This is a genomic window from Streptomyces sp. NPDC006332 (genome assembly GCF_040612855.1).
In the GTDB taxonomy this organism is placed as follows: Bacteria; Actinomycetota; Actinomycetes; order Streptomycetales; family Streptomycetaceae; genus Streptomyces.
This window is the reverse complement of the sequence record NZ_JBEXRA010000027.1, coordinates 1-14,846: the sequence shown is the minus strand read 5'-3', so window position 1 is coordinate 14,846 and position 14,846 is coordinate 1. Positions and strand designations below refer to the sequence as shown.

General features: G+C 71.8%; 10 protein-coding genes. 9 read left to right on the top strand and 1 reads right to left on the bottom strand.

The features are described 5' to 3' along the window. Positions 1-295: 295 nt before the first annotated feature. From ABZ027_RS23730 to ABZ027_RS23700, 7 genes are all read left to right on the top strand, one after another. A complete protein-coding gene (locus tag ABZ027_RS23730; RefSeq protein WP_356771481.1) occupies positions 296-2,053 on the top strand; it encodes an ABC transporter ATP-binding protein in 1,758 nt (585 codons plus the stop codon). Between the two features lie 7 nt (positions 2,054-2,060). Beyond that, complete coding sequence (locus ABZ027_RS23725; RefSeq protein ID WP_356771479.1) at positions 2,061-3,833, top strand: ABC transporter ATP-binding protein; 1,773 nt, start codon at positions 2,061-2,063, stop codon at positions 3,831-3,833. Between the two features lie 110 nt (positions 3,834-3,943). Beyond that, complete coding sequence (locus ABZ027_RS23720) at positions 3,944-4,435, top strand: DUF2975 domain-containing protein (RefSeq protein ID WP_356771477.1); 492 nt, start codon at positions 3,944-3,946, stop codon at positions 4,433-4,435. Next, positions 4,435-4,653: a helix-turn-helix transcriptional regulator gene (locus ABZ027_RS23715; RefSeq protein WP_356771475.1), complete on the top strand. Its 219-nt coding sequence runs from the start codon at positions 4,435-4,437 to the stop codon at positions 4,651-4,653. The genes ABZ027_RS23720 and ABZ027_RS23715 overlap by 1 nt, the downstream gene beginning before the upstream one ends. Positions 4,654-4,974: 321 nt before the next feature. Beyond that, positions 4,975-7,038 (top strand): M4 family metallopeptidase, encoded by a 2,064-nt coding sequence (locus ABZ027_RS23710; RefSeq protein ID WP_356771473.1) that lies wholly within the window; start codon positions 4,975-4,977, stop codon positions 7,036-7,038. Between the two features lie 313 nt (positions 7,039-7,351). Then, entirely contained in the window at positions 7,352-9,016 is a 1,665-nt protein-coding gene (locus ABZ027_RS23705) for a M4 family metallopeptidase (RefSeq protein WP_356771472.1), read from the top strand. Between the two features lie 215 nt (positions 9,017-9,231). Continuing rightward, positions 9,232-9,732: a DUF1990 domain-containing protein gene (locus ABZ027_RS23700; RefSeq protein WP_356771470.1), complete on the top strand. Its 501-nt coding sequence runs from the start codon at positions 9,232-9,234 to the stop codon at positions 9,730-9,732. 21 nt (positions 9,733-9,753) lie between these two features. Here the strand turns inward: ABZ027_RS23700 and ABZ027_RS23695 are convergent, their stop codons facing one another. After that, positions 9,754-12,369, bottom strand: a complete 2,616-nt coding sequence (locus ABZ027_RS23695) for a glycosyltransferase family 1 protein (RefSeq protein WP_356771468.1) — start codon at positions 12,367-12,369, stop codon at positions 9,754-9,756. A 296-nt stretch (positions 12,370-12,665) separates the two neighbouring features. Between ABZ027_RS23695 and ABZ027_RS23690 the strand changes: the two genes are divergently transcribed. Further along, entirely contained in the window at positions 12,666-13,865 is a 1,200-nt protein-coding gene (locus tag ABZ027_RS23690; protein ID WP_356771466.1) for a S8 family peptidase, read from the top strand. A gap of 226 nt (positions 13,866-14,091) precedes the next feature. After that, positions 14,092-14,846, top strand: a 755-nt coding sequence (locus tag ABZ027_RS23685; RefSeq protein ID WP_356771464.1) for a maltotransferase domain-containing protein, incomplete at its 3' end; no start/stop codon positions are given.

Below are 14,846 nucleotides of genomic sequence, written 5' to 3'. Positions count from 1 at the left end.
GCCGACGGATCACCGCCTGAAGTCCGTAGGCTCCATCACGTCGCCTGCTGTCCAGCGGGCCGGATCGCCACCGTCGGCACCCGGCCGAACTCGTCGAAAGAACGGGCCGGTTCGCGGATCTGCACCGGGCGTGGCAGGACAGTCTGGCGTAGGAGACGACGGGACGGTCTGGCGTAGGAGACGGGTGGAATGGGTCCGGGGCACGGGAGGCGGCGGGACCGTCCGATGGGCAGGAGGCGATGGCTGACTGCGCACAGAAGGCGGCGGGCGGTCCGGCGTCATGGATCGAGGACAGATGATCGACGCGTACGAGGATCCGGGCACTCCCGACCGCCGGGGCGGCTGGTGGTATCTGTGGTGGCTGGTGCTGCGGCAGCCGTGGCGGTCGGCGGCGGGGGCGCTGCTGGGCAGCGTGTGGATGGTGCTGCTCGCGGCGGCGCCGTATCTGATGGCCCGGGCCGTGGACGAGGGCCTGGAGACGGGGGACATGGGCGCGCTGGGCCTGTGGACCGGTCTGCTGGTGGTGGTAGGCGCCTTCAACGCCTGGCTGGGCGTCATGCGGCACCGCACGATGACCCGGGTGCGGATGGACGCCAACTTCCGCACGGTGAAGGTCGTCGTGGGGCACGCGGTGCGGCTGGGGGCGGCGCTGCCCCGGCGGGTCGGGGCCGGAGAGGTCATGACGATCGGCGTGGGGGACGTGCAGCAGATCAGCTCGTCCCTGACGGTGATCGGCCCCGGGGTCGGAGCGGTCGTCGCCTACCTGGTGGTCGCGGGGCTGCTGCTGACCGTGTCCACGCAGCTCACCGTGGTGGTGCTGCTCGGGGTGCCGTTGGTGGCGGTGCTCGTCGGGCCGTTGATGGTCAGGCTGCAGGGCACGGAGGCGGAGTACCGGGAGCGGCAGGGCGTGCTGACCGCGCGGATCGGCGACCTCGCGGGCGGGCTGCGGGTCCTGAACGGGCTCGGGGGCAAGGGGCTGGTCGCCGACGCCTTCCGGCGGGACTCGACGCGGCTGCGTGAGCAGGGGTACCGGGTGGGGGCGGTGACCAGCTGGCTGCAGGCGCTCGGAGTGGGCCTGCCGACGCTGTACCTCGCGGTGGTGACCTGGATGGCGGCCCGGATGGCGGCCCAGGGCACGCTCACGGTGGGCCAGTTGGTGTCGGTGTACGGCTATGTCGCGGTGCTGGTGCGCCCGGTGGCGTACTTCGTCGACTGGGGCTACCAGCTCGGCCGGGGTGTGGTGGCCGCGCGGCGCGTCGTACGACTGCTGCGCGTGGAACCGGAGCCGGACGACGGCGTGTGCGACGCTCCCGCGGAGCCGTCGGTGCTGTACGACCCGGCCTCCGGGGTCCGGGTGCCGCCGGGGCGGCTGATCGCGCTGGCCGGTGCCCGGCCGGCCGACACGGCGGCCGTCGTCGACCGCCTGGGCCGGTACGCGCCGTCCGACGTGACCTGGGGTGGTGTGCGACTGGACGAGGTGCCGTTGCCGCAGGTGCGGGCGCGGATCCTGGTCGCCGAGCACGAGGCCGACCTGTTCGCGGGGCCGTTGCGTGAGCTGGTCGGCGGGCGCGGGGAACCGGGCGACGAGGAGATCATGGCGGCGGTGCGGGCCGCCGCGGCGGAGGACCTCGTGCGGGGCCTGCCGGACGGGCTCGACTCGGCCGTCGACGAGCAGGGGCGCAACCTCTCCGGCGGCCAGCGGCAGCGGGTCCGGCTGGTGCGGGCACTGCTGGCCGCCCCGGAGGTGCTGCTGGCCGTCGAGCCGACCTCGGCGCTCGACGCGCACACGGAGGCGGCGGTCGCGACCCGGCTGCGGGACGCGCGCCGGGGCCGTACCACCGTCGTCACCACCACCTCCCCGCTGGTGCTGGACCGGGTGGACACCGTGCTCCACCTGGTCGACGGGAAGGTCGCGGCCTCCGGCAGCCATCGGCGGCTGCTGGCTCAGGAGCCCGGCTACCGGGCGCTGGTGACCCGGGACGCCGACATCGAGGAGGAGGCCGGCCCGCGCGAGGACGGGCCCGGCCGGGACGCCGAGGAGGTCCTGGGGTGACGCGGGGATGACACGGGGACAGTTGCCGATCGCCGGGCCCGCGGACGTGCGGCGGGCCTCCGTCCGTCTGGTGCGCGCCGACGCGCGTGCCTTCGTCGCCGTGCTCGCGCTGAACGCGGCCGCCGCCGGGGCGGGGCTCGCCGGGCCGTGGCTGCTGGGCCGGATCATCGACCAGGTGCGGGCCGGGGGTGGTGTCGGGGCGGTGGACCGGGCCGCGCTGGGGATCGTGGCCTGCGCGGCGGCGCAGTTGCTGCTGGCGCGCTGGGCCCGGTACGCCGGGCACCGGTTCGGGGAGCGGACGCTGGCCCGGGTCCGCGAGGAGTTCGTCGACCGGACGCTGGCGCTGCCCGCGTCAGTGGTGGAGCGGGCCGGTACCGGCGATCTGACGGCCCGCGGCACCGCGGACGTGGCCACCGTCGGCACCACACTGCGCGACGCCGGGCCCGAACTGCTCATCAACATCGTGCAGGCGCTGTTCCTGATCGGCGCGGTCTTCGTGATCGACCCGCTGCTTGGCGCCGTGGGCGTGTTCGGCCTCGCCCCGGTCTGGTTCGCCCTGCGCTGGTACCTGCGCCGGGCCAGGGACGCGTATCTCGCCGAGGGCGAGGCGAACTCGGACGTCGCCGAGATCCTCGCGGCGACCGCGGCCGGGGCCCGCACGGTGGAGGCGTTCCGGTTGCGGGAGCGCCGGGTCGCGGCGAGCCGTCAGGCGCTGGACCACTCCCGGCGCAGGCGCCTGTTCACGCTGCGTCTGCGCACGGTGTTCTTCCCGGCGGTGGATGTGTCGTACCTCTTCCCGGTCGCGGGGGCGCTGCTGCTCGGCGGGGTCCTGCACGCGCACGGGGCGGTGAGTCTGGGGGCGGTCGTGGCGGCCGCGCTGTACCTGCGGCAGCTCGACGGTCCGCTGGACGAGATCCTCCTCCGGATCGAGCAACTGCAGAGCAGCGGCGCCTCGTTCGCCCGGGTGGAGGGTCTGGCCGGCGCGCCGCGCACCGCAGGGGACAGCGGCTCCCCCACTCCGGCCGGTGACCGCATCGACGTGACCGGCGTGCACTACGCCTACGACCGGGGGCGTGAGGTGTTGCACGGGGTGGACCTGACCGTACGGCCCGGGGAGCGGCTGGCCGTGGTCGGTCCGTCCGGCGCCGGGAAGACCACGCTGAGCAGACTGCTCGCGGGCGTCGACACACCGAGCGCGGGTGCGGTCACGGTGGGCGGGGTGCCGGTCGTCGAGCTGGGCCCGGAGCAGCTGCGCCGGCAGGTCGTGCTGGTCACCCAGGAGCACCACGTGTTCCTGGGTACGGTTCGCGACAATCTGCTGATCGCCGAACCCGTCGCGACCGACGAGGAGTTGTGGGCCGCGCTGGAGGCGGTCGGTGCCGACGCGTGGGTACGGGAACTGCCCGACGGGCTGAACACCGAACTGGGTGAGGACGGTTGGCGTACGGACGGCTCCCAGGCGCAGCAACTCGCGCTGGCCCGGGTGGTCCTGGCCGACCCGCACACCCTGATCCTCGACGAGGCCACCGCCCTGCTGGACCCGACGACCGCCCGGCACACCGAGCGCGCCCTGGCCGCCGTACTGGAGGGCCGCACGGTCATCGCCATCGCCCACCGCCTGCACACCGCGCACGACGCGGACCGGGTCGCCGTGATGGAGGACGGCCGCCTGACCGAACTCGGCACGCACGAGGAGCTGGTGGCGGCGGGCGGCGCGTACGCGTCGCTGTGGCGGTCGTGGCACGGGGACCCCGAACCGGACCCGCAGTCGCATGCCTGAACCTGGCACCTGGCACCTGGCACCTGCTCCTTGGCCCCTCCGCCCCACCCCTTGCCGCTACCTATCGAAATTCGATAGATTCCCATCGCAACTCGATGGAAGGCTGGGTCATGGGAAAGCTGGCAGTGCGGGCGCTTCGCGCCGTGCTCGTGATGGTGCTCGCCGGCACCGCGTTCGTGCAGGCGTTGATGGTGTGGACGTTGGCCAGTGGAAACGACCCGGAGGACGGGTCGCTCCCGCTGACCTCGTTGCGCGTGATCACGATCCTGGGGATGGTGTCGGTCCAGGTCGCCGGGGTCTGCGTATGGCGGCTGGTGGCGATGGTGCGACGCGGAACCGTGTTCTCCCACGCCGCCTTCCGGTACGTGGACGGCGTGATCGGCGCGATCGTGGGGGCCGCCCTGGCGTGGTTCGCGGTCACGGCCGTCAACGCGCCGGGCCAGCGGGACGACCCGGGCGTCACCGTCATCATGGCCGGGGTCGGCGTGGCGATCCTGGGGGTCGCCCTCATCGTGCTCGTGCTGCGGATGCTGCTCGCCCAGGCCGTCGCGCGGGACGTCGAGGCGGCGCGGATGCAGGCCGAGTTGGACGAGGTGATCTGATGCCGATCAGCGTCGACATAGACGTGATGCTGGCCCGGCGGAAGATGTCGGTGGGCGAGCTCGCGGACCGCGTGGGCATCACGCCCGCCAACCTGGCGGTACTGAAGAACGGCCGCGCCAAGGCGGTGCGCTTCGCGACCCTCGCCGCACTCTGCGAGGTGCTCGAGTGCCAGCCGGGCGACCTGCTGCGCTGGGAGGCCGAGGACGCCACGGGGTGATGACGCGCCCCGGGGGCCGAGGGAAACGCCCGCACCTGCGCTCCCCCATCCCCCCGCTCCCCCACACTGCTCCGAATATCGGACGTGAACTCCCGGACAACGGAGGGTTTCCGGCCAAGTTCCTGACGCGCTCCTGACAGAAACCGGGAACTCCTGCCACTCTTCCCACGACCCCTGCACAGCAACCTCACATGTTCCACCGCTGTGCCGCGGCCGAGCATCCGCACGAGGTTCTACGCACCGCCCCGGTTCTGCCCGTTCGGCCCATCCGCCGACCGGTCTCCCCTGGCCGCGAGACCCGCGGCCGCGCAGAAGGAGTCAGTGTTGAGAAGTTCCTCGCACAGACGCACCTCCCACATCCGCACCACCACCCAGCGCAGGGTCGCCACCGTGGCCCTCGTCGGCGTCTCCGCCCTGATCGCCGCGGCCGTCCAGTCGGGCGCCGCCACCGCGGCCCCGGACAAGGCACCGCCTGCCGCGGGCAAGGTCATACCGGGCTCCGAGTCCGTGAAGCTCACCCCCGCCCAGCGCGCCGAGCTGATCCGGCAGGCCGACGCCGCCAGGACGGCGACCGCCAAGGACCTCGGTCTGGGCGCCAAGGAGAAGCTGGTCGTCCGGGACGTCCTCAAGGACGGCGACGGCACGGTCCACACCCGTTACGAGCGCACCTACGACGGTCTGCCCGTCCTCGGCGGCGACCTGGTCGTCCAGAGCACGAAGGCAGACGCCGTCGAGTCGGTCGTCAAGGCCACCCGCGCCGCCATCAAGCCGGCCACCACCACGGCCGCGCTGCCCGCGGCCAAGGCCAGGACGCAGGCGCTCAAGGCCGCCGAGGCCCAGGACGCCAAGAGCCCCGACGTCAACCGCGCCCCGCGCAAGGTGATCTGGGCGGCCGACGGCAAGCCGACCCTGGCCTACGAGACGGTCGTGGGCGGTTTCCAGCACGACGGCACCCCGCAGGAGCTGCACGTCGTCACGGACGCGGCCACCGGCGCGAAGCTGTTCGAGTGGGAGGCCATCGAGACCGGCGTCGGCAACACGGTGTACTCGGGCACCGTGGACCTGACCACCACGCAGTCCGGGTCGACGTACAACCTCACCGACGGCGCCCGCGGCGGCCACAAGACGTACAACCTCAACCGCGGCACCTCCGGCACCGGCACGCTCTTCTCCGGGCCCGACGACGTGTGGGGCAACGGCACCGCCTCGAACGCGGAGTCGGCCGGCGCGGACGCCCACTACGGCGCCCAGCTGACCTGGGACTACTACAAGAACGTGCACGGCCGCAGCGGGATCAAGGGCGACGGCACGGGCGCGTACTCCCGGGTCCACTACGGCAACAACTACGTCAACGCGTTCTGGTCCGACAGCTGCTTCTGCATGACGTACGGCGACGGCTCGGGCAACGCGAACCCGCTGACGGCGATCGACGTGGCCGCGCACGAGATGACGCACGGCCTGACCTCCGCCACGGCCGGCCTCGTCTACAGCGGTGAGTCCGGCGGCCTGAACGAGGCCACCTCGGACATCTTCGGCTCGACCGTCGAGTTCTACGCCAACAACTCCTCCGACGTCGGTGACTACCTCATCGGCGAGGAGATCGACATCAACGGCGACGGCACCCCGCTGCGCTACATGGACAAGCCGAGCAAGGACGGCGCGTCCAAGGACAGCTGGTACTCCGGCCTCGGTTCGAACGACGTGCACTACTCCTCGGGCCCCGCGAACCACTTCTTCTACCTGCTGAGCGAGGGCAGCGGCACCAAGACCATCAACGGTGTCACCTACAACTCGTCCACCTCGGACGGGCTTCCGGTCACCGGCATCGGCCGGGACAAGGCGGAGAAGATCTGGTTCCGCGCGCTGACCACAAAGTTCACCTCGACCACCAACTACGCGTCGGCGCGCACCTACACGCTCGCGGCGACCGGTGAGCTGTACGGCACCACGAGCGCCGAGTACAAGGCCGTGCAGGACGCCTGGGCGGCCATCGCGGTCGGCGCCCGGTCCGACGGCGGCGGCGGGGGTGGCGGCGGCACCTCCTTCGAGAACGCGGCCGACGTATCGATTCCGGACAACGGTGCCGCGGTCACCTCGCCGGTCACCGTCTCGGGCCGGACCGGCAACGCGCCGTCCAACCTCTCGGTGGCGGTCGACATCGTCCACACCTACATCGGTGACCTCCAGGTGCAGTTGGTCGCCCCGGACGGGACGGCGTACACGCTGAAGGCGTACGGCACCGGCGGCAGCGCGGACAACATCAACACCACGTACACGGTGAACGCGTCCTCCGAAGTCGCCAACGGTGTATGGCAGTTGAGGGTCCAGGACAACGCGGCCCGGGACACCGGCTACATCAACAGCTGGAAGCTCACCTTCCCGTAGGCCCCACGGGCCCCCTGGGCCCCACGGGCTCCCACGACAGGGCGCCGCTCCGGTGGTTCGACTCCCCGGGGCGGCGTCCTCATTTTTGCCACCTCTATACGCGCCGCCGGTTGGCGCTTGACCGAGGTCAACTCCGTTTACATGGACGCAATGTTCACCCCAAGGACAGTTTTGAGCCAACATCACTTGGGGGTCATGACATGTACGCGCCGCAGTGCCACTCTTCCCTCACGCCGCATCAGCACAGCAACTCCACAACTCACTCCGACCGGTGACCCCAACCACCGGGCGGACTCCCCACCAAGGAGCATGCGTGACCCCCCTCTACGCGCGTCACAAGCGAACGACTCTGGCCATCGCGACCGCCGTCGCCGCCGGAGCCCTGCTCACCACCGGTCTGACCACCGGTTCCTCAGCCGCCGCCGAGACCACGGTGGACACCGGCAGATCCACCCTCGCCGCCGCCCCGCTGCAGCTGTCCTCGGCGGCCCGCACCTCGCTGATCCAGGAGCAGCAGGCCGACGCGGCCGGCACCGCCCAGGAGATAGGCCTCGGCGCCAAGGAGAAGCTGGTCGTCAGGGACGTCGTGAAGGACGTCGACGGCGCGGTGCACACCCGCTACGAGCGCACCTACGCGGGTCTGCCGATCCTCGGCGGTGACCTGGTCGTCCACCAGTCGCCCGCCGGGAAGACCGAGGGTGTGACCAAGGCGCTCAAGGGTTCCGTCAAGGTCGCGTCCCTGACGCCGAAGCTCGCCCCCGCCAAGGCGGAGAAGCAGGCCCTGACCGCCGCGCAGGCGGCCGGCTCCGAGAAGACGGCCGCCGACCAGGCCCCGCGCAAGGTGGTCTGGGCCGGCTCCGGCACCCCGGTCCTCGCCTACGAGACGGTCGTCGGCGGACTCCAGGACGACGGCACCCCCAACGAGCTGCACGTCATCACCGACGCGGCCACCGGCAAGAAGCTCTACGAGTACCAGGGCATCGAGACCGGCACCGGCAAGAGCCTGTACTCCGGCACCGTCACCCTCGGCACCACCAAGTCGGGCACGACGTACAACCTGACGGACGGCACCCGCGGCGGCCACAAGACGTACAACAAGTCGCACGGCACCAGCTCGTCGGCCGGGACCCTGTTCACCGACGCGGACGACACCTGGGGCACCGGCACCGCCTCCAGCTCGGCCACGGACCAGACCGCGGCCGTCGACGCCGCGTACGGTGCGCAGGAGACCTGGGACTTCTACAAGTCCACGTTCGGCCGCAGCGGCATCAAGAACAACGGCGTGGCCGCCTACTCCCGCGTCCACTACGGCAACGCGTACGTGAACGCGTTCTGGGACGACAGCTGCTTCTGCATGACGTACGGCGACGGCGAGGGCAACGTCAACCCGCTGACCTCGCTGGACGTGGCCGGCCACGAGATGAGCCACGGCGTCACCGCCAACACAGCGGGCCTCAACTACAGCGGTGAGTCCGGCGGTCTGAACGAGGCCACCTCGGACATCTTCGGCACCGGCGTGGAGTTCTACGCCAACAACTCCAACGACCCCGGTGACTACCTCATCGGCGAGGAGATCGACATCAACGGGGACGGCACCCCGCTGCGCTACATGGACAAGCCCAGCAAGGACGGCGGCTCGGCGGACAACTGGTCCTCCACCGTCGGCAACAAGGACGTCCACTACTCCTCGGGCGTCGCGAACCACTTCTTCTACCTGCTGTCCGAGGGCAGCGGCGCGAAGACCATCAACGGTGTCTCGTACAACTCGCCGACCTCCAACGGCTCCACGGTCACCGGCATCGGCCGCGCCAAGGCGCTGCAGATCTGGTACAAGGCGCTGACGACGTACTTCACGTCGACGACCAACTACAAGGCGGCCCGCACCGGCACCCTCTCGGCGGCCAGCGCGCTCTACGGCTCCACCAGCACCGAGTACAAGGCCGTCGCGGCGGCCTGGTCGGCGGTCAACGTCAGCTGACTGTCAGGTAGTTGACGGCACGGCGACAGAGCGGCATCCGGGGCGGGAACGTCCCGGGTGCCGCTTCCCACGTCGGGCGACACCCACACCACCCGTTCCCTGCCGTCGGGCGGGGTCAGTCGGGTCAGTTCGTCGAAGCGCGAGTCGAGGCCCGAGTTGAAGCGAGCCGACACCCGGAAGCCGCGCTTCCGGAGCGCCGCCCTACCCTTGTCCCCATGTTCACGTACGAGGATGTCGGCGCGACCCGCGAGAACGGCTTCTGCCCGCCCGGCTTCCACCCCCTGCACGTGCGCAGCCGCATCGGTGAGGGCAGGGAGGTCTTCCGCAGAGCCTCCGAGGCGGTCCTCACCTGGGAGATGCACCGCGCGCTGGGCGTGGGCGTCGACGTGAGCGCGGACCGTGCCGCTCCCGACGTCGACGTCACGGTCACCCTCGCCGGTGTGATCAAGGCGCCCTGCCGGGTGGTCTGGACGGTGGAGGAACCCCGCCGCGCCGGGTGGGCCTACGGCACCCTGACCGGTCACCCGGAGTGCGGCGAGGAGTCCTTCGTCGTGGATCGCACCGGCGACGGCACGGTCTGGCTGACCGTGTCCGCCTTCAGCCGCGGCGCCAAGTGGTACTCCCGGGCGGGCGGCCCGGCGACCCGCGGTCTGCAGCAGGCGTACGCACGCCGGTGCGGGGCCGTGCTGCGGAGGCTGTGCGAGGAGTCCGAGTAACCGCCGCGCCCGGCGACGCCGTCACCTCATCAGCACACCGGCCGCCTCCACCACCTCCTCCGACGGCACGGCCACCAGCCCCAACTCCGCGCCGGAGGCCAGCAGGGGGTGCGCGGGCAGGACGCGGACCGTGTAGCCGAAGGGTCCCGTGCGGTCCAGGGACAGCGGGCCCTCGTACAACCGGCGTCCCTCCGCGTCGGGGCCGCCCACCGACTTCAGCGGGAAAGCCTCGGCGTCGGTGATGCGGTCCTCCTCGTCCACCCGGCCGGAGACCGCCTGCACCTCGACGTCGTCGGGGCCGAGGTCGCCCAGCGCGACGCGCACCCGCAGCGCCAGCGTCGTACCGAGTTCCGCGGTGGCCGTCGCGGCGCTCGCCTCGACGTGGTCGACCCTGACCCCGTGCCAGGCCGCACGCACCCGGGACTTCCACCGGGCCAGTTCGCGCGCCACGTCGGGGGCCAGGGTGCGGTGGGCGTGCGCGGCCGGGGCGTAGAGCCGCTCGACGTACTCGCGGACCATGCGGCCGGCCAGCACCTTGGGGCCGAGCAGGGTGAAGGTCTGGCGGACCATCTCGATCCAGCGGTCGGGCAGGCCGCGCTGGCCGCGCTCGTAGAAGCGGGGGGTCACCCGCTGTTCCAGGAGGTCGTAGAGCGCGGCGGCCTCGATGTCGTCGCGCCGGTCGTCGGAGTCCAGTCCGTCGGCGGTGGGGATCGCCCAGCCGAAGTCGGGCTGGAACCACTCGTCCCACCAGCCGTCCAGGACGGACAGGTTGAGGCACCCGTTGAGCGCGGCCTTCATCCCGGACGTCCCGCACGCCTCCAGCGGCCTGAGCGGGTTGTTGAGCCAGATGTCACAGCCCGGGTAGAGCTTCTGCGCCATCGCCATGCCGTAGTCGGGGAGGAAGACGATCCGGTGGCGCACCCGCGGGTCGTCGGAGAACCGCACCAGTTCCTGCACCAGCCGTTTGCCCCCGTCGTCCGCGGGGTGCGCCTTCCCGGCGACGACGATCTGGATCGGCCGCTCGGGATGCAGAAGCAGGTCCGTCAGCCGGTCCCGGTCCCGCAGCATCAGCGTCAGCCGCTTGTACGACGGAACCCGCCGCGCGAACCCGATCGTCAGCACATCGGGGTCGAGCACCCCGTCGATCCAGCCCAACTCGGCCGTACCGGCGCCGCGTTGCCGCCACGAGGCACGCAGCCGGTCGCGCACCTCGGTCACCAGTTGCTCGCGCAGGTTCCGGCGTAGGTCCCAGATCTCCTGGTCGGGGATGTCCGTGACCACGTCCCAGCGGTCTGAGCCGCCGACGGTCAGGGCGTCCTCGGTGCGCTCGGCGCCGATCTGCCGGGCGCCGAGCCGGAGCACCTCAGGGGCGACCCAGGTCGGGGCGTGCACCCCGTTCGTCACGGAGGTGATCGGCACTTCCTCGGCGTCGAACCCCGGCCACAGGCCCGAGAACATCTCCCGGCTGACGTTGCCGTGCAACAGGGAGACCCCGTTGGCCCGCCCGGCCAGCCGGAGGCCCATCACGGCCATGTTGAAGACGTTCGGGTCACCGCCGGGGTAGGTCTCCCTGCCGAGGTGCAGCACCCGGGCGACGTCGATCCCCGGCAGTTCCGCGTCGGGCCCGAGGTGGCGGGCGAGCAGCTCCCGGTCGAAGCGGTCGATGCCGGCCGGGACGGGGGTGTGGGTGGTGAAGACGGTCCCGGCCCGGACCGTCTCAAGGCCGGAGTCGAAGTCCAGCCCTTGGTCGCAGAGTTCGGCGATCCGCTCCAGACCGAGGAAGCCCGCGTGGCCCTCGTTGGTGTGGAAGACCTCGGGTTCGGGGTGCCCGGTCAGCCGGCAGTACGTCCGCACCGCCCGCACACCCCCTATCCCGAGCAGCATCTCCTGGAGCAGCCGGTGCTCGCTGCCGCCGCCGTAGAGCCGGTCGGTCACCCCGCGCTCGCCGAGGTCGTTCTCCTCCACGTCGGAGTCGAGCAGCAGCAGCGGGACCCGGCCCACCTGGGCCAGCCAGACCCGGGCCCGCAGCCGCCTGCCGCCGGGCAGGGCCAGGGAGACGTCGGCCGGGGTGCCGTCGGCCTCCCGCAGCGGGGCGACGGGCAGCTCGTGGGGATCGAGCACCGGATAGTGCTCCTGCTGCCAGCCGTCCCGGGACAGGGTCTGCCGGAAGTACCCGTGCCGGTAGAGCAGCCCGACTCCGATCAGCGGGACGCCGAGGTCGCTGGCCGCCTTGAGATGGTCGCCGGCCAGGATGCCGAGTCCGCCGGAGTACTGGGGCAGGGCGGCGGTGATGCCGAACTCGGGCGAGAAGTAGGCGACGGCCTGCGGCAGGTCGGCCGGCTGCGTCTGGTACCAGCGGTCGCCGGTCACATAGTCGTGCAGGTCGTCCGCGGCGACGGTGAGCCGGCGCAGGAAGCGACGGTCCTCGGCGAGTTCGGCGAGCCGCCCGGGCCGCACACTGCCGAGCAGCCGCACCGGATCACCGCTGGACGCGGCCCACCGTTCCGGATCGACGGACTGGAACAGATCACGCGTCTCCGCGTGCCAGGACCAGCGCAGATTGCGCGCCAGGTCGCTCAGCGGCCGGAGGGGGTCGGGGAGAACGGGACGGACGGTGAATCGACGGATCGCCTTCACTTGCCACCTCTTCGCTGCGCTGGCGGAAAGCCGTGGTGTCGTGTCGTCCCGTACGACAGTACCCACGTTTGCGCGGGCCGCGCTGGACTGCCTCCCTCAATCCCCGATATCGGCCGGAACGGCCCATCCTCGATCACCGGCCGGGCCGATGGGTGAGCCCGCTATGGCTGGTTCCGCCCCCGTAGGCGTCCTTGTGGTGCTTCGCGCCGCACGAGAGGCTGCTTACGTGGCGTACCCGGCCCGCGACACCGCGCGACACGCTGCCGTACGCCGACTTCAGGAGGGGGTACACAGCCATGGCACGGGCGCGAACACGGCGTCTGCGCGTGGCGGGGGGTCTGATCGCGGCGGCCTGTGCCGCGGCGCTTTCGGCCGTCACCCTGCCCGCGTACGCCGCACCGCAGGGGCGGATACTCGGCGCCGGGGAGCCCGGCTCCGTCGGCGGAAGTTACCTGGTGACACTCAACGAGGGGACGAAGGCGCCCTCCGCGGCCGGAAAGGAGCTCGCCGAGAAGTACGGGGCGAGAATCAGCCACACCTACGCAACGGTGCTCAATGGCTACGCTGTGCGCGCGAACGAGAGACAGGCGAGGCTCCTCGCGGCGGACCCGCAGGTCGCCTCCGTCGTCCAGGACAGCCGGGTGAGCCTGGACCAGACGCAGAAGAACCCGCCCTCCTGGGGCCTGGACCGGATCGACCAGCCGTCACTGCCGCTGGACGGGACCTACACCTCGCCGGGCTCGGGGGGCGCCGGGGTGACCGTGTACGTGATCGACACCGGGATCCGGGTCGGGCACAAGGACTTCGGCGGGCGGGCGCGTCACGGCTGGGACTTCGTCGGCGGCGACCGGAACGCGGGCGACGGCAACGGACACGGCACCCATGTCGCCGGCATCGTGGCGGGCGCCGGGTACGGCGTGGCCAAGAAGGCCCAGGTGGTCTCCGTGCGCGTGCTCGACAACTCCGGCGCGGGCACCACCGCCCGGGTCATCGCCGGTATCGACTGGGTGACGAAACACGCCAGAAAACCGGCGGTCGCCAACCTCAGTCTCGGCGGTCACCGCAACGCCCAGCTGGACGCCGCCGTGCGCGACTCCATCCGGTCCGGCGTGACGTACACGGTCGCGGCGGGCAACGAGGGGCTGCCCGCCGCCCTGTACTCCCCCGCGGCTGTCAAGGAGGCGATCACGGTCGGCGCCAGTGATACTGGTGATAACAAACCGGGCTTTTCCAACTATGGTTCGGCCCTCGACCTGTTCGCCCCGGGTGTCTCGATCACCTCGGCGTCCTCGGCGAGCGACACCGGCCGGGCGACCTCCTCCGGTACGTCGATGGCGTCGCCGCACGCGGCGGGCGCGGCCGCGCTCTATCTCGCGGACCATCGCCGGGCCACTCCCGCCCAGGTCGGCAAGGCGCTGGTCGGTGCGGCCACATCCGGCAAGGTGTCCGGCCGGGGCCTGGGTTCACCGGACAAACTGCTGCGCGTGCCGCGCTGACCGGGGCCACCTGCGGCACCGGCCCCGTTCGGCCAGAACGGGGCCGGTTGTATGTGTGGACTTACGTGTGAGTAGTTAGCAACGTGCCGGATTGCCCACCCGAATAGGGTGGGAAGGCTCCACCGGTACACCCCGCAGGTACAGCACAGGCACCCCGGGGATGCCACGCAGGACCCACCTCCCCACAGCCATCCGCCCACCCACGTTGACGCGGACAGGAGCGGTCATGCCCGCCACGCACCACTCGTCAGCCCCCCCGACACCCAGCACCGGAACGCACCCGGTGCCCCCGGTCGACGGCCCGCCCGTCACGGAGCCACCCTCCGCGGGCGGCGGCACGGCCGTCGGGCGCATACCCGTCCTCGACGTCCGCCCGGTCGTCCAGCGCGGCCGCAGGCCCGCCAAGGCGGTCACCGGCGAGACGTTCGAGATCTCGGCCACCGTGTTCCGCGAGGGGCACGACGCGGTCGCCGCCAACGTCGTACTGAAGGACCCGCAAGGGCGCCCCGGTCCCTGGACGCCGATGCGGGAACTGGCACCGGGCACCGACCGCTGGGGCGCCACCGTCACCGCCGGCGAGCCCGGTCAGTGGTCGTACATGGTGGAGGCCTGGAGTGATCCCGTCACCACCTGGCGGCGCCACGCGCAGATCAAGGTCCCGGCGGGAATGGACGTCGAACTGGTCCTGGAGGAGGGCGCGCGGCTGTACGAGCGGGCGGCCGCCGGTGTCCCCAAGAAGGGCAAACGGCAGGTTCTGCGGGCCGCCGTCGACACCCTCAGGGACGAGAACCGGCCCGCCGCCGCCCGGTTGGCCGCGGCGTTGACGCCGGAGGTGGACGCGGTCCTGGCTCGGTTTCCGCTGCGGGAACTGGTCACCGCCTCGGAGACGCTGCCGCTGCTCGTCGAGCGGGAACGGGCCCTGTACGGCGCCTGGTACGAGTTCTTCCCCCGCTCCGAAGGCACCCCGGACACACCGCACGG